15 protein-coding genes are annotated in these 18,475 nt (G+C 51.8%); 3 read left to right on the top strand and 12 right to left on the bottom strand.

Annotated elements, in window-relative coordinates; genetic code table 11:
• Positions 1 to 11: 11 nt before the first annotated feature.
• The gene (locus tag KEF85_RS06340) at positions 12 to 308 is read right to left on the bottom strand and encodes a PilZ domain-containing protein (RefSeq protein ID WP_215584158.1); all 297 of its coding nucleotides are present in this window, start codon (positions 306 to 308) and stop codon (positions 12 to 14) included.
• 159 nt (positions 309 to 467) lie between these two features.
• Complete coding sequence (locus tag KEF85_RS06335; RefSeq protein WP_246535057.1) at positions 468 to 1,292, bottom strand: SPFH domain-containing protein; 825 nt, start codon at positions 1,290 to 1,292, stop codon at positions 468 to 470.
• 497 nt (positions 1,293 to 1,789) lie between these two features.
• On the opposite strand from KEF85_RS06335, the gene KEF85_RS06330 reads away from it, so the two are divergent.
• Positions 1,790 to 2,041: a hypothetical protein gene (locus KEF85_RS06330; protein ID WP_215584149.1), complete on the top strand. Its 252-nt coding sequence runs from the start codon at positions 1,790 to 1,792 to the stop codon at positions 2,039 to 2,041.
• On the top strand, positions 2,019 to 2,402 hold the full coding sequence (locus KEF85_RS06325) for a hypothetical protein (RefSeq protein ID WP_215584148.1): 384 nt from the start codon (positions 2,019 to 2,021) through the stop codon (positions 2,400 to 2,402). Before KEF85_RS06330 ends, KEF85_RS06325 begins: the two co-directional genes overlap by 23 nt.
• 486 nt (positions 2,403 to 2,888) lie before the next feature.
• Here KEF85_RS06325 and KEF85_RS06320 read toward each other — a convergent pair whose 3' ends face one another.
• The 4 genes from KEF85_RS06320 to KEF85_RS06305 all read right to left on the bottom strand — a co-directional run bounded on the left by KEF85_RS06320 (position 2,889) and on the right by KEF85_RS06305 (position 10,717).
• Entirely contained in the window at positions 2,889 to 4,223 is a 1,335-nt protein-coding gene (locus tag KEF85_RS06320; protein WP_215584146.1) for an IS1380 family transposase, read from the bottom strand.
• Positions 4,224 to 4,454: 231 nt separating this feature from the next.
• Positions 4,455 to 5,768 (bottom strand): amino-acid N-acetyltransferase, encoded by a 1,314-nt coding sequence (gene argA / locus KEF85_RS06315; RefSeq protein WP_215584144.1) that lies wholly within the window; start codon positions 5,766 to 5,768, stop codon positions 4,455 to 4,457.
• 9 nt (positions 5,769 to 5,777) lie between these two features.
• A complete protein-coding gene (locus tag KEF85_RS06310) occupies positions 5,778 to 7,202 on the bottom strand; it encodes an Nramp family divalent metal transporter (protein ID WP_246535056.1) in 1,425 nt (474 codons plus the stop codon).
• A gap of 185 nt (positions 7,203 to 7,387) precedes the next feature.
• The gene (locus KEF85_RS06305; protein WP_215584142.1) at positions 7,388 to 10,717 is read right to left on the bottom strand and encodes a PAS domain S-box protein; all 3,330 of its coding nucleotides are present in this window, start codon (positions 10,715 to 10,717) and stop codon (positions 7,388 to 7,390) included.
• A gap of 1,297 nt (positions 10,718 to 12,014) precedes the next feature.
• Here KEF85_RS06305 and KEF85_RS06300 point away from each other — a divergent pair.
• On the top strand, positions 12,015 to 12,296 hold the full coding sequence (locus KEF85_RS06300; protein WP_246535055.1) for a BrnA antitoxin family protein: 282 nt from the start codon (positions 12,015 to 12,017) through the stop codon (positions 12,294 to 12,296).
• A 32-nt stretch (positions 12,297 to 12,328) separates the two neighbouring features.
• Here KEF85_RS06300 and queC read toward each other — a convergent pair whose 3' ends face one another.
• The 6 genes from queC to tolA all read right to left on the bottom strand — a co-directional run bounded on the left by queC (position 12,329) and on the right by tolA (position 18,472).
• Positions 12,329 to 13,030, bottom strand: coding sequence for a 7-cyano-7-deazaguanine synthase QueC (queC, locus tag KEF85_RS06295; RefSeq protein WP_246535054.1), 702 nt, complete (start codon positions 13,028 to 13,030; stop codon positions 12,329 to 12,331).
• Positions 13,011 to 13,655 (bottom strand): 7-carboxy-7-deazaguanine synthase QueE, encoded by a 645-nt coding sequence (queE, locus tag KEF85_RS06290; RefSeq protein ID WP_215584141.1) that lies wholly within the window; start codon positions 13,653 to 13,655, stop codon positions 13,011 to 13,013. The genes queC and queE overlap by 20 nt, the downstream gene beginning before the upstream one ends.
• A gap of 181 nt (positions 13,656 to 13,836) precedes the next feature.
• Positions 13,837 to 14,673, bottom strand: a complete 837-nt coding sequence (gene ybgF, locus KEF85_RS06285) for a tol-pal system protein YbgF (RefSeq protein WP_215584139.1) — start codon at positions 14,671 to 14,673, stop codon at positions 13,837 to 13,839.
• Entirely contained in the window at positions 14,670 to 15,218 is a 549-nt protein-coding gene (pal, locus tag KEF85_RS06280) for a peptidoglycan-associated lipoprotein Pal (protein ID WP_215584130.1), read from the bottom strand. The genes ybgF and pal overlap by 4 nt, the downstream gene beginning before the upstream one ends.
• A 423-nt stretch (positions 15,219 to 15,641) precedes the next feature.
• Positions 15,642 to 16,925 (bottom strand): Tol-Pal system beta propeller repeat protein TolB, encoded by a 1,284-nt coding sequence (gene tolB / locus KEF85_RS06275; protein WP_215584128.1) that lies wholly within the window; start codon positions 16,923 to 16,925, stop codon positions 15,642 to 15,644.
• Positions 16,926 to 16,945: 20 nt separating this feature from the next.
• A complete protein-coding gene (tolA, locus tag KEF85_RS06270; RefSeq protein ID WP_215584126.1) occupies positions 16,946 to 18,472 on the bottom strand; it encodes a cell envelope integrity protein TolA in 1,527 nt (508 codons plus the stop codon).
• Positions 18,473 to 18,475 lie beyond the last annotated feature (3 nt).

The raw sequence follows: 18,475 nt of genomic DNA, 5'->3' as shown, positions 1-18,475 counted from the left end.
TGTCTTGGGATTTAATTGCCTTTGATGCTTCTGATCACAGCTGCAATCACAAAATCGTCACTGGGCTGTTTAACGCAACGCACCACTTCAATAAAAGCCGTGAGTTCTGGCGCCGTCAGACATTGGCGTATGCTCACCTCCATGGCTAAACCCGACTCCACAAAATGGTCGGCGTTAAACGAAATGCCGGCGGCACTCAGGGTTTTACAGCGACCGATATGTTGCTCAGGGCTATCTGCCAATCGATACTTTAGCTCACACTGTATTTCCATACGCGCAAAATCGCGTTTTTCATCGTGGTTGAGCATGGCGGGATTTAAGCTGAATTAATGGCCGGAAACCGGGATATACCGGTAAAGTTTACACTAAATGCCGGTAACTGGCTACGCAGATCAGCACTGCCGGCCGGTTTAACACCAACCCGCGCCCGCCAAAGCTGGGCAGCGTTTTGCGCCCAGTCAGGATGGCTAACTGTGATTGGTATCCTGCTTGATAGTCGAAATCGCTTCCTGTACGGTGGTCATGAACTGGGCGGGAAAGATAATGGTGGAATTTTTTTCCGTGGCAATCTCGGCCATGGTCTGCAGCGTACGCAACTGCAGCGCCACTGGATGTAAAGCAATGATATCGGCAGCCTCACCCAGCTTAACCGCGGCCTGAAACTCGCCCTCGGCAGCAACAATTTTGGCCCGCCGTTCACGCTCCGCTTCCGCCTCTTTGGCCATCGCCCGCTGCATATTTTCCGGCAACATAATATCCTTAATCTCCACAGCCGTAACCTCGGCCCCCCAAGGCTCAGTATGCCCATCAATCACATTTTTGATCTGCAGATTAATATCTATGGTCTTGGACAGCAACTGATCCAGCGAAAACTGACCAACCACATTACGCACCGTGGTCTGGCTGATCTGATTCACCGCGTTGGTGATATCCTCAATGGCCACCACCGACTTGATAGGATCAACAATCTTGTAATAAGCCACCGCCGCAATATCGATAGACACATTGTCCTTGGTGATAATCTTCTGCGACGGGATATTCATGGTAATGGTTCGCAGCGTAGTCTTGGTCATCTGCTCCAGAATCGGAATCAGGATAATCAACCCCGGCCCACGCACCCCAGTCACCTTACCCAGAAAAAAAATCACCCCCCGGTCATATTCCTTGACAATACGCAGTGACATCGAAATCAATATCACCAGCAAGAAAACCACCAAAATCACTGTATTGTCGAAAGCCATGTTGACACTCCTGACGTTTTTCAAATCCAGGAAAAAACTTCCCAAACTCATGGCGACTGTCACCGCCTGTAGTGGCAGGATAATACTCGCTAATAGGTATGGATACTACAACTTTCAACACCTTTTGACACTCTTGTCTACCCTATAAAATGGCTATCGATCTATTCCGATTATACCTTTTGCTATGCCATAACCGAACCAGACACATAGGATGTGCCAACCAACGGGCAGCGCATCTTTTGAGTACCAGACCCAAACAAACTGGACAGGTATTATTGCCAGCACAAATCATTGGCATCGCGCAAACATGGATTTGCCCAATACAGCTGATGAACGATATTCCAGCCCTTAGTGCATTGGTAAAAGTGGATTTTATCCAGACAATTGGTGTAATCTTAACCAGAATTCGAGATTCCTGAAGGCGAAATCAAGCGTTATGATACCGTTCGTTCATCACCGCATCCTACCCAGACTGGAAAATTTTAGCCAAACTGTGTATAAAGAGTCTTGAACAGCGCTCAAATTGGTCAATTTCTGGATGATGTGAAATGAAAAGCCGCAGAATTAGCACATTACAAAAAACCAGATTCAAAACTTACAAAAAGAAATCAGCAAATTCATTTCTTAGCAACGTCTTGGCTGGGTTTGGTCGGTTTTTCCCTTCACAACCCCGAAATTACTCGCATCCAACCGGCGGCGGTTTTTATGCGGATGCTTTGGCAATGCAAAAAGATTTCCGCAATATTGGCAAAGACCTACAGACATCCCTAAGAAAATATGGGCAGACAGAGACAGATTAAGGCCAAGTCTGGCAATAATGAACTTACTCTACATGATCACGAAAGTGACTCACCTATAGTTCCAATCGCGCAGATTGAGCGCCTGCATGCCATACGGCCAGATAAAGTGGACTGGATTTTCCAACAAACTGAAGCCGAATCCACAGCCAGAAGAGAACAAGCCAAACGGATAAACACCTATGTTTTTATTGAACGACTTGTAGGTGTTTTTTGCGCATTTTTGATTGCTGCTGGTGGTCTGGCAGGTGCTATCTGGTTAGCCAGTATAGGCGGCCATGAAGTTTCAGCTTCCGCTATTGGTGGAACCACTTTAGTCAGCATGGTGTCGGCGTTTATCTATTCCGGCAGACAAAAGAAGTAAGCTTTCCCGCGCTCCCCCTGCCCACCCTAAACTATACCGCAAAGATCCCGAACTAAGCGGGCGATCAAATTCTCCAGATTTCGCAGCAGAGTCCCTTGCCATTTGCCGAAAAGTAGTCCAAAGCAGAGGTGCTTGCTCAGATTGATCTGAAGCAAGACAATTCTGCAGCTGTGTGACCACCATAGGTGAATCGGTAGCACCAAGATGCAGAAAATCAAAATCCAAAAGCACAAAATGAGCTAAAAACTCATGTACTTCAAGTTCACTACACGCGCATCCTTTTTCAGAATCCAGCAATGAAATTCATCTGTGCTCATTTAAAAAATAGCCGTCAATTTGTTCAATTTCCAGAGGGAAAATAGTTTGGCCATTCCATTCGTGGGTATTTTCCGGCAATTATTGGCTGAATATGCGTCATTTATTTTCTGTTGGCAAGTCTCCGCCCGCGGCGGCAGGTGTCGCCGGTATTAACTGGGTGGATTTGGATTAGCTGGCGGCTAATTTAGCATAGGTAGCCTCGAAAGCCTTAAAGCCAGTGCAGGCAGCGGAAAACCGCAGTTTCAGGCGGCGGCCGGTTCGGATGACCCTCGCAGCTAGGTACATGAGTTCCTGCATAACCGTTTTGATGCGCCGCCGTTTGGCAGGGTGTCTAACGGGACTGATGTCGCCGAGTAAGCCTATCAGGCCGATCCAGCGCAAAATGTTGTAGCTGTAGGCGCTCAAGGTCATAATCAGATCGTTGGTGGCAAATTTGCCGGACGGCAAGCGCTCAATGTCCAGATCAGTTTTGAATTCACTGTGAAATTGTTCGGCAGTGGCATGATCCCGGTACAGGGCGATGATGTGGGCGTCATCGTAGTGCGATTGATCCAGGGAAGTCCACCAACCTTCGATTTCGATGTCGGGTATCAACAGCATTTGGCCGCTGGCCGTGGTGGTGCGTTCGGTGATTTGCATGACGCGGCGGAAGCGATAGGTTTTATCGCTACGGGTCTGTTGCTCTTCCACGCTGAACAGCGCAACGCGCTTGCCTTCTCGTGGACTTGTCCATTGACCTTTTTGTTCGGCTTGCGCTAACCAGGTTTCAACGTCTTGTTTGCGCGGATTCCATTTCACAATGAAATCGACTTGCTCGTCACCGCTCAGCCAGATGCGGGTATCCAGTGCATCATGACCGCTATCCAGGCGTACCAGCAATGGCTTATCGGTCAGACGTTTGGCGGCAGGAATGACGCGTTCCAGGGTATATTGAAATTCGGATTGGCAATGCTGTTTGCCCACTCTGAGTTCATTGGTCAAACACCAGCCTTCGTTACCCAAATAAGCGGCTATCGGTGCGTAACCGTCATAGCCTTTGTAGGTTCTGGAGATGCCTTCCTTGCGGGTCTTCTCGTTATTCATGGGGTAGACATCCATATCCAGTGCCACATGGCCGGTTTTTAAGGGGGTGACGGGGACTTGTGCCTCAACCATGAAGTCGATATTGCTGTTATAGACAATGGGCAATAATGCTTCGGCTTGCTCATCCAGGCGCTGTCTGAGGCGTGCGGTTGAAGGCACTTGCTTAATTGATAGGGATGATTTGAAATACAAGTCGTGACGATAGTTTTCAATGGCTTCAAAGTCGCTTTTCCCTAAGCATAAGGTCCCCATATAGGATTTGATAATGTCGCTGTGCGCTATGCCGTGCCGCAGTGGTATACCGCTTTTCAGCGCTTGATTAAGTTTGCCGTATTGGTTTAGGCATAAACCCACTAAGGCTAACCCAGAATGGCTGGTATAAATTTCCGTTTCGGATTGTTCAAGGATAAAATGTTCCATGGCTCACTCAATGGGTGAAATTATATTGAGCCTATTTTATCAAATTATGCCTTTTAAATCATTCGGATAGAGGAATTCTTGTGATTTAAAGTCACGGATTCAGGTATGAGTTTTTGATCAGCATTGGCATTTCCACCCGGAGCGAACCTAGCTGCGTCGACACCGCGCTGAGAGTTTTCAGTTTTCGGAGCTGTACCCGACTATTAGTTTTAAATAGGACAAAACAACCACCTACTCCACCCCCTTAACCAACACCCGAGAATTACGCTGATAGTTATAAGCCGCCTGCATGGCCTGGGGGGCGTCGGCCAGCTCACATGCCACAAAGCCCCGTTCCACAAACCAGTGCAAAGTCTGGGTGGTTCTGACGTACAGGCGTTGGATACCCTGGGCTTTGGCCTGCTGAAACAAATGCTCCAGCAGGTTGTTGCCGCGCTGGCTGTTCTGATAATCGGGGTGCACCGCCAGACAGGCGATTTCGGCGTTGTGGTCGGCATAGGGCTGTAGCGCGGTGCATGCGATGATCAGGCCATCGCGTTCGCTGACGATATATTCGTCGATGTCCATTTCCAGCTTTTCCCGTGAGCGTTTCACCAGGATACCCTGCTGTTCCAGCGGCTTGATTAAATCCATGATGCCGCCGATGTCGTCCAGCGTGGCCGGGCGGGTGGTTTCGTAGGGGTTGGCGCTGACCAGGGTGCCGATGCCGTCGCGGGTGAACAATTCCAGCAATAACGCGCCGTCCACCTGGCGGTTGATCAGGTGGGCGCGGGCTACGCCTTGCTTGCAGCTTTGCATGGCGGCGCGCAAGGCGCGGGCCATGACATCCGGCAAGCCCGGTGTTTGCTGGAGTAGGCTGTCGGCCTGATCGGTGGTGAGTTGCAGAATCGGGGTGTTAAATACCGGTAAAACACAGCTTTGTTCTGTGAGCAAAATTAATTTATCGGCTTGCAGAGCGATGGCCACTTCTGTGGCTACTTCGGCGGCGGACAGATTAAAAACTTCGCCGCTGGGCGAATAACCCAAAGGCGAGATCAGCACCACATTATGCTGTTGCAGTTGTTGTTTGATGCCTTCGCTGTCGATGCGACGGACTTTGCCGGTGTAACCGTAGTCTATGCCGTCCAGCACCCCCAAGGGCTGGGCGGTAACATAATTGCCGGAAGCCACCCGCACCTTGGCGCCGGCCATTGGCGAACCGGACACCCCCATAGAAAGTAAGGCTTCAATTTCTATTCGCACCAAACCGGCAGTCTGTTTGACATATTGCAGGGTGGCGGCATCGGTAATGCGTAAATGATGATGAAACTTGGGGGTATCGCCCTGCTGCTGCAAGCGCTCATCTATCTGGCGGCGGATGCCGTGTACCAGTACCAGCCGCACGCCCAAGCTTTTTAACAGAGCCAGATCCTGTATCAGTTTGTCAAAATCCGGATCGGTAACGGCCTGACCGCTGAAAAAAATCACAAAAGTGCGATTGCGATGGGCGTGGATATACGGTGAAGAAGCCCGGAACCAGTTGACGAATTCGCTGGGTAATATCATGGCAAGCGCTCAGAAAAGTTTAAAGGAGGCGTTAACATACAGCGCCGCCAGCAGCAGATACACCACAAAACTCAGGCCCAGCAGCCAGGGTTGACGCTGGGGCCTGGCCCAGTGCGGCAGATGAACGGGCAGCAGCCGGTAATTCAGCAGATACAACACCACCGGAAACACAATGGTGCCGGCAAAACCGATCACCGCGCTGGTCAGGATTAACGGCCCCGGCGCATCCAGCTGCATGGTAAAGCCGGTAATAATCGTCAGCAGGGCCAGAAACAGATAATACCATTGCCGGGCGGCAAAGCGGCGGGCTTTGGGAAACAGGGTCAGCACGATATCGGCCTGGATGCGACTCACCGCATCGGCAGTGGCCAGCCAGGTGTCGGTAAGAAACGCTGCCGCTACCACCAGAAACAACAGCCGACCGGCTTCGCCCCAACTGGCGGCAAAAAACTGGCTTTGCACCACGGCCAGTTCGTATTCCTGAGGCAACAGGCCTTTGGGGAACAGCAAGGCATAAGCCAGCAGACAGGTCATTAAGGTGGTGAACAGATTGCCGAGAATGCCTATCATAATATCGGCACGCAAAAACTGCCGCCAGGTTTGCCAATGGCCTGCACCGACGGCATCGTCCTGCGGCAGATAGCCGTCGCTGAGCACCGCTTCTTCGGCACCGCCCAGCCCGGTGATGCGCCCGACCAGACCGGCCATACCGGCGCCCTTGTCACGCAACCAGTACGAGTAAAACAAAATCCAGAAGCCGCCCAAACCGGCAAAGGTGATGGCGGTCAGCAATTTGCTGGCATCATGATCATCCCAGGGCCGGGGGATGGCGGCCACCGGCCCCAGCAAACCCTGGGCAAATTCCGGCAAGGCGTTTAGTACATCGCTATTCAGACAGGCAGACAATAAACCAAACACTGTGACCACCGCCACCAGCTTCATAAAGCGTTCAATCAGGGTGTACACCACGCCGCTGCTGAGGATGGCAATCAGAAACACAGCGATGGAAACATAGCCCCAGAACAGGCTTTGGGCACGCGGCGACCAGCCGCTTGGCCAATGGCTCAAGGCCGCCATGGCAGTGCCGCCGGCCGAGGCAAAGGCGCCAAACCACAAAAACGATACTGTCATCAACAACCATAAAAACACCGCAAAGCCACGATGCAGACGAATAAAGCCGCGAAAAATGCTTTCCCCGGTCAACAGCGTGTAACGGCCTATTTCCAGATTCAAGGGATATTGCAGCAAACAGGCCGGAGCCAGCAGCCATAAGAAAGTCAGTCCGTATTTGGCCACCATATACGGCCACCAGATCAGTTCGCCGCTGCCCTGCGCCAAGGCCATCCACACCACCCCCGGCCCCAAAGCGGCCAGCCAACCGGGAAAACCAGGCATTTGCCGGCGTGGTAACAGGTGTAGTTCGGAATGATTCATAAGATTTGGTTCGGCAGTATGACAGGCAGATTGAGCTTATTATACTGCCAGAGGGGGGCAGTGCCTTGGGGGAATTAGGGTCGCCTTAATGCTTGGTTTAAGCTGCGGAGAGTAAATTAGCTGCGATTCCCGGATTCCGCTGCGCTGCATCCAGGCTACTTGCTTGGCAAATCAGTTAATTGGCCTTAGCCGGCATGATAATTAAGCAGCATTTTGCGGATGATTTCATAATCAACCGGCTTGACCAGATGGGCATTGATTCCGGCAACACGCGATTTTTCCTTATCATCAAACTGACCATAGCCCGACATGGCAATCAGCAGGGTAACCGCCAATCGACTGTTTTGGCGTAGCGTTTGCGCCACTTCATAACCGCTCATTCCCGGCAAGCCGATATCCAGCAGAATGACATCCGGCAGCTCGGTTTGGGCAAGCGCTATTGCGCTGGGGCCATCATTTGCTATCCACACCTGATAGCCATCTATCTCTAACAGTGCCGCCAGGGTTTCGGCGATATCGTGATTGTCGTCGACCACTAAAATACCGAGTTTCCGGCTTGATGCAGCAAGCGGCGCAGTTAATACCGTTGCGGTAGTTGCGTTGGGAATAACCCGAGGCAGACTGATGACAAATTCGCTGCCTTGATCCTTACCGGCGCTGAAAGCCTGGATATCACCATCATGCATTTCAACCAGCCGCCGCACCAGAGACAAGCCTATGCCTAATCCGCCCTGGGAATGATCAAGATTATGCTCAACCTGATAAAACAGATTGAACACATAGGGAATAGCGGCTTGATCAATGCCAAAGCCATTGTCGCTTACCCGTATCAAGACCTTGTGGTCGGAGGTCTCGACGCTAAGCCTGATTTCGCCTTGTTCCTGGGTATACTTGGCGGCGTTGTTGATTAAATTCATTAAGATTTGCGCCAGCCGAATCCGGTCGCCTGCTATCCACACCGGTTTTGCCGGCAGCGTCATGCTGAATTTTTGTCTGCGCTTGTCGAGCAGCGGTTGATTGGTTTCCAAGGCCGGCTTAATAATGTCCTGGATTTCCAGGATTTCTTTTTTCAGCACAATCAAACCGCGATTAATACGCGAGACATCCAATAAGTCATCAACCAGTCCAATCAAATGATTGACCTGGCGTTCGATGATATCAGTACACCAATTGACTCTGGCGGGGGCAGCCTCTGCTATTTTCAGAATTTCCACGGCATTGCGGATCGGCGCCAAGGGATTACGCAGCTCATGGGCCAGCATGGCCAGAAACTCGTCCTTGCGCTTGTCGTTTTCATTCAATAATTTGGCTTGTTCACTCAATAGCATATCGTTGCGCTTACGTTCACTAATGTCGAACGACACCGCCAAGGCGCTAATGATCTGGCCGTTGGTGCCACGCAGCAAGGACACCTTATTACTTACCCAGACGATGTCGCCATTCGGACGCAGGTAACGGGTCTCGAGAGTAAAATCGCTGCCTTCAGAGACACATTGCTGAAACAGTGCCACGGATACCGCTATATCATCCTGATAAGCGATGTCCTGCCAACGCAAGCTCATCAATTCCTTACGGGGACGGCCCACAATCTCGCAGAAGTGGTCATTTACCAGAATAATCCGCCCTGATAAATCGGTTTCCACCAAACCGGCAGTGGCCTGCTGCACAATCGCCGCCAGTCGGGTCTCGCTGGCGCGCAATTTATTCAGAATCAGGCCACGCTCAACCGCTTCCCAGGTGCGATTAGCCGTTTCTTGTATTTGATCGATCTCGGCATTAGTCCAGTTACGCGGCTGGATCTGATGTACCGCAAGTAAGGCAACCAGCTGAAAACTTTTCACCAGCGGCACCAGCACATAAGCGCCAATACCGAGTTTGGCTGTCAGAATTTTTTCTTCGGCAGTCAGGCGCTTATCTTCGACGACGTTGGCAATCACCAACGTGCGGCCAGCCCGAATTTCCGCCATCGCTACCGGCCCGTAATCGTCTAAATGGTGGCGTCCCACCACACTGGACAAACCGGGGCAACAATCCCTGCTAGTACAGTAATCCGCACTGGCGCAGTGATCCGTGCCGGGACAGCATTCCACTCTAGCGCAATAATCCACGCTGACCAGGCCGGTCGCTCCGTTTTCAATGACTTCCGCATAATGTACCCGGTCGGCCCGCAAGAATTCACCCAGCAACCGAGTGGCTTTGGCCTGGATCAATTCAGGATCTGAAAGTGAACGCAGGGCATCAGACAACGCAATAAAAAAGGCATCAGCCTCGGCGGCCAAACGCAGCCTATCCTCTGCCTGCTTGCGCTCGGTGATATCCCTGGAAATTGAAATAAAGCGCTTGGGCAGACCAGCAGAATCCAATACCACCGTCACCACCACATCCCACCACTTGGGGGTGTTTTTGGCGGTGGGGCGAAAACCCTGGAATTGAGCTTTGCCTCTCAGGCGCGCGGTTTCCAGGGCATTTTCAACCAGCGTCTGGCTAGACTCAGGCCATAAACCGACCCAGGGTTTGCCTAAAATGTGTGCTGGATCATCGACCTCCATCGCGGATTGCCCTTGCCTGTTCATCAGGATGACATTTCCGGCCCGATCGATCACTTTTATACAATCCGCACTATTTTCCAGCACACTGCGATTAAACTCTTCACTCTCTGCCAGCGCTAACTCGGCCTGCTTGCGCTCAGTGATATCCACCGCCATACCGCCGACGAACATACTGCCTGTTGGTCCCTTAAAAGGAAATTTGGAAACCAGCCACCAACTAATGCTGCCGTCCGTATTCAATGCTTGTTCCACCAACTCCAGAGGCTGGGCAGTATTGAGCACCTCTAAATCGTTTTGGCGGAATTTATCGGCCATATCTTCCGGCCAAAAATCGTAATCGGTTTTACCTTTCCAGTCTTCAAGACGAGCATTGAAACGTATTTCGAAATTTTGGCTCAAGTAGTTAAAGCGGCCATGTTCATCTTTCATCCAGGCAATCAAGGCACTGTTTTCCAAATAAGCCTTAAACCGCCTATGGCTGGATTTGAGTTCCTGGTTAAGCCAAAACCGCTCGATGGTATTTTCCACGGCCCGAGCCAGACTCTCTGGATTAAGCCAGTTCTTGTGAATAAAGTCCTGTGCGCCCTGTTTCAATATGGTGCTGCTATTTATCTGTCTTGAGCTTTCGGTCAAGACTAATATCGGGCAGCAGGGAGCATCCGCACCACCCAGCGCAAACAAAATTTCCTCGGCAGTGTAATCGGACAAGTGGTCATCCAGAATCACGCAATCAGGCCGATTATCATTGCTTTCCAGACAGATTTGCAGACAGGCCGCCCCGGTTTCGACTTCGTTCAACTGGTAAAGCCGGTTTGATCCGCACAGCAGCATTTGTTTCAGTTCGGCACGATCTGCGGCACTACCATCCACGATCAGCACTCGCCACACCTGATTCGGTTGATTGGCAGCATTCAATCCACCGATTTTCAACGTCGAATCAGATTCGACCGCATCTGCGGATTTCATTGTTTTATTCTCATTCATGATGGTTAGTTAAGAGTAAAACCCCTTACGGAAACCAGTTTGAGGTACATTTCCGAGCTTTAGCACAGCTCATTGCATAGTATCTCATCCCAGGAGGTTCAAGACCGGTAAAACCCGTTGGGGAAAATCTATTATTGGGCAGGTCAATGCTGAAGTTAGCAAATAACTATAATCTCATTTCTGAGCCGATGTTTCAATTTATCAGATTAGCGCTTGCTGAACAGATATCGGCAAGATAAGCCGACAATAAAATGTGCGCTAACGTACCAATCTGCCATAAGCAGATGTAAATTCAAAGAAAATATTTCCTTGGCCGGTGCGGATATTGACTTTAAACCGGCGTGATTTTGGGTTTTAAAATTAATGGGGCTTAGATAAAAACGATGCCTTAATGATTGGTTTAGGCTGTGGAAAGTGGATTGGCTTCGATTCCCGGATTCCGCTGCGCTGCATCCAGGCTACGGGATTGGCGCGAATGAGGGTGTCTCGCCTGTCGGTGCGGATATTGACTTTAAACTGGCGTGATTTTGGGTTTTAAAATTAATGGGGCTTGGATAACAACGATGCCTTAATGATTGGTTTAGGCTGTGGAAAGCGGATTGGCTGCGATTCCCGGATTCCGCTGCGCTGCATCCAGGCTACGGGATTGGCGCGAATGAGGGTGTCTCGCCTGTCGGTGCGGATATTGACATTAAACCGGCGTGACTTTGGGTTTTAAAATTAATGGGGCTTGGATAACAACGATGCCTTAATGATTGGTTTAGGCTGTGGAAAGCGGATTGGCTTCGATTCCCGGATTCCGCTGCGCTGCATCTAGGCTACGGGATTGGCGGCAAGACAGGTTTTGGATTGCTTAGGGTGAAACTATGTCGGCTTTAATGCTTGGTTTTAGCCACGAAGAGTAAGTTAGCTTCGATTCCCGGATTCCGCTGCGCTGCATCCAGGCTACGGGATTGGCAAGAATGAGGGTGTCTCGCCTGTCGGTGCGGATATTGACTTTAAACCGGCGTGATTTTGGGTTTTAAAATTAATGGGGCTTGGATAACAACGATGCCTTAATGATTGGTTTAGGCTGTGGAAAGTGGATTGGCTTCGATTCCCGGATTCCGCTGCGCTGCATCCAGGCTACGGGATTGGCGGCAAGACAGGTTTTGGATTGCTTAGGGTAAAACTATGTCTGCTTTAATGCTTGGTTTTAGCCGCGAAGAGTAAGTTAGCTTCGATTCCCGGATTCCGCTGCGCTGCATCCAGGCTACGGGATTGGCGCGAAAGAAAGCAAATGAACAAGAACAAACCCGCCATGCAAAATACCTGGCTTGACTCTGATGACGCGCCTGAATTGACGGCCGATTTTTTGGAACAGGCCGATGAATTTGTTGGTAAACATTTAATCCGCCGTGGCCGGCCAGTCACCAGCCGCCCAAAATTAGCTTTGACAGTTCGATATGATGCCGATGTTGTCGCGGCATTTAAGGCAACCGGCAAGGGTTGGCAAACACGTATGAATTTAGCGTTACATGATAGGCTTAAAACCCATGAGCCGGCAAAAATAGATTTGTAAGGCCCATCACAGCATTAACGGCTAAAACCCGCTCAAGCAGCCACATACCTAGTCGGATCAGCCACGCCCAATTGCCGGAAACCTTCTGCCCTTAACCGGCAGGCGTCACACTTGCCACAAGCCCAACCCTGCGGATCAGCCGAATAGCAGGACACTGTCAGCGCATAATCCACACCCAGGGCCAGGCCCTGGCGGATGATTTCGGCTTTGCTTAGTGAGATTAACGGCGTGTGTATCTGAATTTTCCGGCCTTCCACCCCGGCTTTGGTGGCCAGATTGGCCATATCCTGAAAAGCCTGGATAAACTCCGGGCGGCAATCCGGATAGCCGGAAAAATCCACCGCATTGACGCCGATAAACACATCCCTGGCCTGCACAACTTCCGCCCAGCCCAGAGCGCAGGCCAGAAAGATGGTGTTGCGGGCCGGCACATAAGTCACCGGAATACCGGTCTGCGCCACGGTGGGCACGGCGATATTGGCATCGGTCAGTGCCGAGCCGCCAAAACTGTTCAGGCCCAATTGCAAAACTTTGTGTTCGATCACCCCATACTGTTCAGCAATGGCCTGGGCGGCGGCCAGTTCGGCGTTATGGCGCTGGCCGTAATCAAAACTCAGGGCATAACAGGCATAGCCTTGCCGGCGAGCCAATGCCAGTACGGTTATGGAATCCAGGCCACCGGACAGCAGGACAATGGCGGCTGGCTGATGGGACTTATTTTCCTCTTGCATCATTCCACAGATATTTATGAAGTTGAATCTGAAAGCGCACCGGCAATTGATCGGCCAGAATGCGTTCGGCTAATTCGGTGGCAGACATTACATCCATCACCGGTGAAAACAGAATCTGGCAGCGTTCCGGCAACTGGTGATCCAGCAGCATCTGCTTGGACCATTCATAATCGGCGACATCGGCAATCACAAACTTCAGTTGATCCTGAGCCGTCAGTAAAGCCAGATTTTCATAACGGTTGCGGGCCAATTCGCCGGAACCAGGGGTTTTTAAATCCATGACCTTGGCCACGCGCGGGTCAACACCGGCCACATCCAGAGCGCCACTGGTTTCCAGCGACACCTGATAGCCCAGCTCAGCCAAAGCGCTGAGCAAAACCAGACAAGCGGGCTGAGCCAGCGGTTCGCCGCCGGTGACACAGACATGACGGGTACGGTAGGTTTGCACTTCGGCAATAATATCCGCCACCGAACGGCGTTCACCACCGGTAAAAGCATAGGCGGTATCGCAATAAACGCAGCGCAATGGACAGCCGGTCAGGCGGATAAACACGGTAGGCAGGCCCACTGTGTTACTTTCGCCTTGCAGCGAATAAAAGATTTCAGTAATTCGTAAGGAATGTTCCATAACTCTGCGCAAAATGTCGATGACCGGCTAAACAAGCGCTCGGCCCGGTAGTGCGCCAACTCCGGCAGCGTATCGTGCGCGATTGATGCGCATCACTGCGTTCAGCGCATCCTACGTGGTATCAGATTGGCCGACTACCAGCCTCGATGAGTAAAATCCAATCGCGGCAATTATCCGGCTATCAGGGAATCTGCGCCAGTTTTTTGCTAGCCAGATGTTCAGCCGGGGTGCCGGGATAGGTGCTGATCACCCGATTAAAAATTTCTCTGGCCTTGACCATGTTTTGCAGTTCAAACTCGATATAGCCCAGCTTCAGCAAAGCATCCGGCGCCTTATAGCTATTGGGATACTGGGTCAGCACTTTGGTAAATGCGGCTCTGGCCTTATCGGTCTCCCGATTAACCTTATAGGCTTCGCCCAGCCAGTATTGGGCATTATCGGCGTATTCACCGCGCGGATAATCCACCAGCAGCGCTTCAAACTGCTTAACGGCCTGTTCGTTACGGCCACTACGCAAAGTCTCATAAGCCAACTGATAACGATCTCTTTCATTGGCGGCACTGACCGGTGCCGACGCTGCCGGCGTAGTTGCAGGCGGCGCGACAATACCGGCAGTTGCAGGTGCAGCCACCGGAAAGGCGGGTGTTGCCGGTGCGGTAACTGCAGGCGCTGCCGGCGTACCGGGCAGTACCGCACCGGGTACAGCCGCTGCCGCAGCGCCACTGGCTGACGCAGCGGCCGGGGTCAAGCCCTGAACTCTACTGTCCAGATCGGTGTACATATTAGCCTGCTTGCGCTGTAAATCGGCGATGGTTTGCGACTGTTCTTCCACCACACCGCGCAATTGCTGAACTTCATTCTGCAATTGCTCGATACGGCTCAAAATATCGTAAACACCGCTATCAGTCAGTGTGCGTACCGGTTGCTGAACCCCTGCACCATCATCTGCCGCAGTGGCGGCAGTAGTCCCGAAAATCAGCGCAACTGCGCTCAGGGCTACTAATGCCGACTGCCTCATTGATAACCTACTTCCACGCGACGGTTCAAGCTCCATGACGATTCATCATGGCCGGCAGCGGCGGGTTTTTCTTCACCGTAGCTGACAATTTCCAGTTGTGATGCACCAACACCTTGGGCTCTGAACAGTCTTTCCACCGATTTGGCCCGTTGTTCACCCAGCGCGATATTGTATTCGCTGGAGCCTCTTTCGTCGGCATGACCGGCCAGAATCACATGTTGCGATGGATGCGATTGCAAATAATTGGCATGAGCGGCGACCACCGGCACAAACTCCTGTTTGATTTGGCTGCTGTCCAGTTCAAAGTAAATCACCCGTTTTGACAAAGGATTGCTCGGATCACTGAATTCAGGGCCTAAACCGGATGCCAGACCGGAAGAAGAACCATACTGGTTGCCGGACAATGAACCATCGGACAAACCGCTGGTAGAAGCATCAGTACCTTGGGAAGTATCAGCCAGATTGTCGGTTTCGTCAGACGAGCCGCAAGCGGTCAAAATAAACGCCGACATTGCCAAAGCCAGATAGGTTTTATTGAATTTCATGATCATTCTCCATTACACATTAATTAGTTAAAGCCATTATATCAGCCGAATTGTAAAATACCCATGCTCTGTACGGCCAAGCTGCTGTTGTGTTCGCGATTGATGCGCTGCACTGCGTTTAGCACATCCTACTTTTTATAGCCTGCGATTTCTTTCAGCTACCATTAGTGCTTACTTCGGCAGGGCCAGAGGCTATGCCGACGCTGGTGGCGCATCGTGCGCGATTGATGCGCTTCACTGCGTTCAGCACATCCTACTTTTTATAGCCTGCGATTTCTTTCAGCTACCATTAGTGCTTACTTCGGCAGGGCCAGAGGCTATGCCGACGCTGGTGGCGCATCGTGCGCGATTGATGCGCTGCACTGCGTTCAGCACATCCTACTTTTTATAGCCTGCGATTTCTTTCAGCTACCACTAGGTTTGTTAAGGGCCCCAGGCCGGTTCGCGGACTTCGCCGCTTTCAAAGGCCAGTTTTTGCTGCATGGCGCCGTCGGTAGACACTACCGACAACACGGAACGGCCGCCTTTATTGGCAGAAAACAGTACCATGCTGCCGTTGGGGGCAAAACTTGGGGCATCATCCAGGCGGCCATCGCTTAATACATTAACGGTATGTGAAGCCAAATCCATCACCGCGATGCGGTAATCGCCGCCATTGGCGGTCACCATCACCAGACTGCGGCCATCGGACGAGAAGCGGCCCCTGGCATTGTAATCCCCGTTAAAGGTTAAGCGGGTGGATTTGCCGCCGGTGCTGGGTACCAGATACAACTGGGGTTTGCCGCCTTGATCCGAGGTATAGACGATGGAAGTACCATCTGCCGACCAGCTCGGCTCTGTATCGATGGACAGTCCGGCGGTTAAACGGGTCAGACTGCGGTTGGTCAGATTCAGTACATAAACATCCGGGCTGCCGTCTTTAGACAGCGTTAAAGCCAATTTGCTGCCATCCGGAGAAAAAGCCGGGGCGCCGTTGATGCCGCGATAAGACGACACACTTTCACGCTGGCCGGTAGCCAAAGTCTGTATCCAAACTTCAGAGCGTTTGGTATGAAACGACACATAGGCAATTTTGCTGCCGTCCGGCGACCAGGCCGGCGCCATGATAGGCTCAGGCGATTCGGCTATGGTACGGGGATTATAGCCATCGGCATCCGCCACCTGCAGCGTGTATTGCTTATTACCGTTCCGCACATGGGTGCTGACATAGGCAATCCGGGTATTGAACGCACCTTTGCGACCGGTAAGCTTCTCGTAAATCAGATCGCTGATGTAATGGGCGGCGCGGCGCAGTTCATGCGCGCCGGCAGTGAGTTTATAACCCATCAGCATCTGGCCGCTCTGGACATTGAACAATTGAAACTGGATAGTGAAGCTGCCGCCATTGCCCTGCACCTGGCCGATGGTCAGGTAATCCTGGCCCAGTACCTGCCAGTCCTTAAAATTGACTTTTTCCGGATCACTGGGTTTGGTCAGCATATCTTCTTCGGCCAACACTTTAAAAAAGCCGCTGCCGGCCAAATCGGAATTAATGATATCGGACAGTTTGACATTGCCGATACTGCCCTGCTGGGCAAACGGCACCACAGAGATGGGCACTGCGGTTTGCGAACCCTTGGTGATTTCGATGGTCAGGCCGGCAGCATGAGCCGTGGAGATCGATAATGCCATCAGGCCGATCAATAAAATTTTGGTTAACTGCATCATTCTTTGTAGTCCGTGTCGGATTAATCCGGTTTAAATGAAAATCTAAAAACTCTAAAGGTTTGATTGAACAAATCCCTATCCTGCGGTACCGGCAAAGGCGAAGCCTTGCGCACCGCATTTTCCGCTGAACGGTCAAATACCGGGTCGCCGCTGCTGCTGACCACCACGGCATCCATCACATCACCGCTAGGCAGTAATTTTACCTCAATCACACATTTTAAGCCTTGCACTGCACTGATAGGCCGCGTCCAGGCCCCAGTCACTTTTTTATTGATGGCATCCGTCACTGCCAATATGGCCTGCTGACTGGCCTGAGCTTTGGCTGCGGCAGCAGCGGCGTTGGCAGCCGCTTCAGCCGCCTGGCGTTCTTTTTCGGCCTTTTCAGCAGCCAGTTTCTCTTTCTGGGCTTTTTCAGCGGCCAGCTGTTTTTCTTTATCCGCCTTGGCTTTGGCAGTCGCCTCTACCGCCGCTTTTTCCTTTTCGGCTTTGGCGGCGGCCTCAGCAGCGGCTTTTTCTTTGGCGGCCTTCTCAGCCGCCTGTGCCGCCTGCTTGTCTTTTGCGGCTTTGTCTGCCGCCAGTTGTTTTTCTTTATCAGCCTTGGCCTTAGCGGCAGCGGCTTCGGCAGCAGCGGCTTTTTCTTTCTCGGCCTTGCCGGCCTCGGCAGCAGCCTGGCGATCTTTTTCGGCTTTTTCCGCCTTGGCTTTGGCGGCGGCCACTTCTGCCGCCTGCTTATCTTTTTCAGCTTTTTCGGCCTTTTCCGCAGCCTGCCTGTCCTTTTCGGCTTTGGCTTTCACGGCAGCGGCTTCGGCAGCCTGTTTGTCTTTTTCAGCCTTGGCCTTGGCGGCGGCCGCTTCGGCTACGGCTTTTTCCTTTTCCGCCGCTAAAACCGCCTGTTTGTCTTTTTCCAGTTTTTCGGCAGCAGCCAAGCGGTCTTTTTCAGCCCTGGCTTTGGCGGCAGCGGCTTCGGCAGCCTGCTTGTCTTTTTCCGCCGCCTGCTTCTCCTTCTCCGCCGTCTGTTTGGCCTTTTCAGCTTTAGCCTCAGCCTCGGCCTGTTTTTGTTTGTCCTGCTCGGCCTGCTGGCGTTTTTCGGCTGCTTCTTTAGCCTGCTTTTCTTCCTGGGCGCGTTTTTCTTTCAACTCTAGCTGTTTTTGCTGTTCAGCCTGGTGCTGTTCGGCGAGTTGCTGCTGTTTTTTCTGCTCAGCCAAAGCCTCCTGACGACGCATTTCCTCGGCTTGCTGGGCTTGCTTGATTTCCTGCTGGCGCTGACGTTCCAGTATTTGTTCTTCGCTGCGCCGGGCGTTTTCCACCTGCTGCTGATGCTCGGCAATAGCCGCCTGCTTGGCCGCTTCCTTAGCCGCTTCAGCCTGCTTTATTTCCTGGGCGGCCTGCTCGATCTTGGTATCATCCAGCAGGGTGGCATCAATAATGTCCGGCACCTCTTCGGGTTTGACAGTATCCGAAGAGCGCTCAAAACTAAAACTGAACAATAACGCCATGATCACATGAAGTGCCAGCGCCAAAGCCAGTGAAGTGCCATTTTTTCTCATGCT

Source organism: Methylomonas paludis, assembly GCF_018734325.1.
Taxonomy (GTDB): Bacteria; Pseudomonadota; Gammaproteobacteria; order Methylococcales; family Methylomonadaceae; genus Methylomonas; species Methylomonas paludis.
The sequence above is the reverse complement of the archived record's forward strand: the minus strand, read 5'-3'. Positions and strand labels throughout refer to the sequence as shown.

Bases quoted from the DNA above. Each gene is read 5' to 3' on its own strand.
- KEF85_RS06340 (WP_215584158.1), bottom strand. From the start codon at position 308: ATGCTCAACCACGATGAAAAACGCGATTTTGCGCGTATGGAAATACAG.
- KEF85_RS06335 (WP_246535057.1), bottom strand. From the start codon at position 1,292: ATGAGTTTGGGAAGTTTTTTCCTGGATTTGAAAAACGTCAGGAGTGTC.
- KEF85_RS06330 (WP_215584149.1), top strand. From the start codon at position 1,790: ATGAAAAGCCGCAGAATTAGCACATTACAAAAAACCAGATTCAAAACT.
- KEF85_RS06325 (WP_215584148.1), top strand. From the start codon at position 2,019: ATGGGCAGACAGAGACAGATTAAGGCCAAGTCTGGCAATAATGAACTT.
- KEF85_RS06320 (WP_215584146.1), bottom strand. From the start codon at position 4,223: ATGGAACATTTTATCCTTGAACAATCCGAAACGGAAATTTATACCAGC.
- argA (WP_215584144.1), bottom strand. From the start codon at position 5,768: ATGATATTACCCAGCGAATTCGTCAACTGGTTCCGGGCTTCTTCACCG.
- KEF85_RS06310 (WP_246535056.1), bottom strand. From the start codon at position 7,202: ATGAATCATTCCGAACTACACCTGTTACCACGCCGGCAAATGCCTGGT.
- KEF85_RS06305 (WP_215584142.1), bottom strand. From the start codon at position 10,717: ATGAAATCCGCAGATGCGGTCGAATCTGATTCGACGTTGAAAATCGGT.
- KEF85_RS06300 (WP_246535055.1), top strand. From the start codon at position 12,015: ATGAACAAGAACAAACCCGCCATGCAAAATACCTGGCTTGACTCTGAT.
- queC (WP_246535054.1), bottom strand. From the start codon at position 13,030: ATGATGCAAGAGGAAAATAAGTCCCATCAGCCAGCCGCCATTGTCCTG.
- queE (WP_215584141.1), bottom strand. From the start codon at position 13,655: ATGGAACATTCCTTACGAATTACTGAAATCTTTTATTCGCTGCAAGGC.
- ybgF (WP_215584139.1), bottom strand. From the start codon at position 14,673: ATGAGGCAGTCGGCATTAGTAGCCCTGAGCGCAGTTGCGCTGATTTTC.
- pal (WP_215584130.1), bottom strand. From the start codon at position 15,218: ATGAAATTCAATAAAACCTATCTGGCTTTGGCAATGTCGGCGTTTATT.
- tolB (WP_215584128.1), bottom strand. From the start codon at position 16,925: ATGATGCAGTTAACCAAAATTTTATTGATCGGCCTGATGGCATTATCG.
- tolA (WP_215584126.1), bottom strand. From the start codon at position 18,472: ATGAGAAAAAATGGCACTTCACTGGCTTTGGCGCTGGCACTTCATGTG.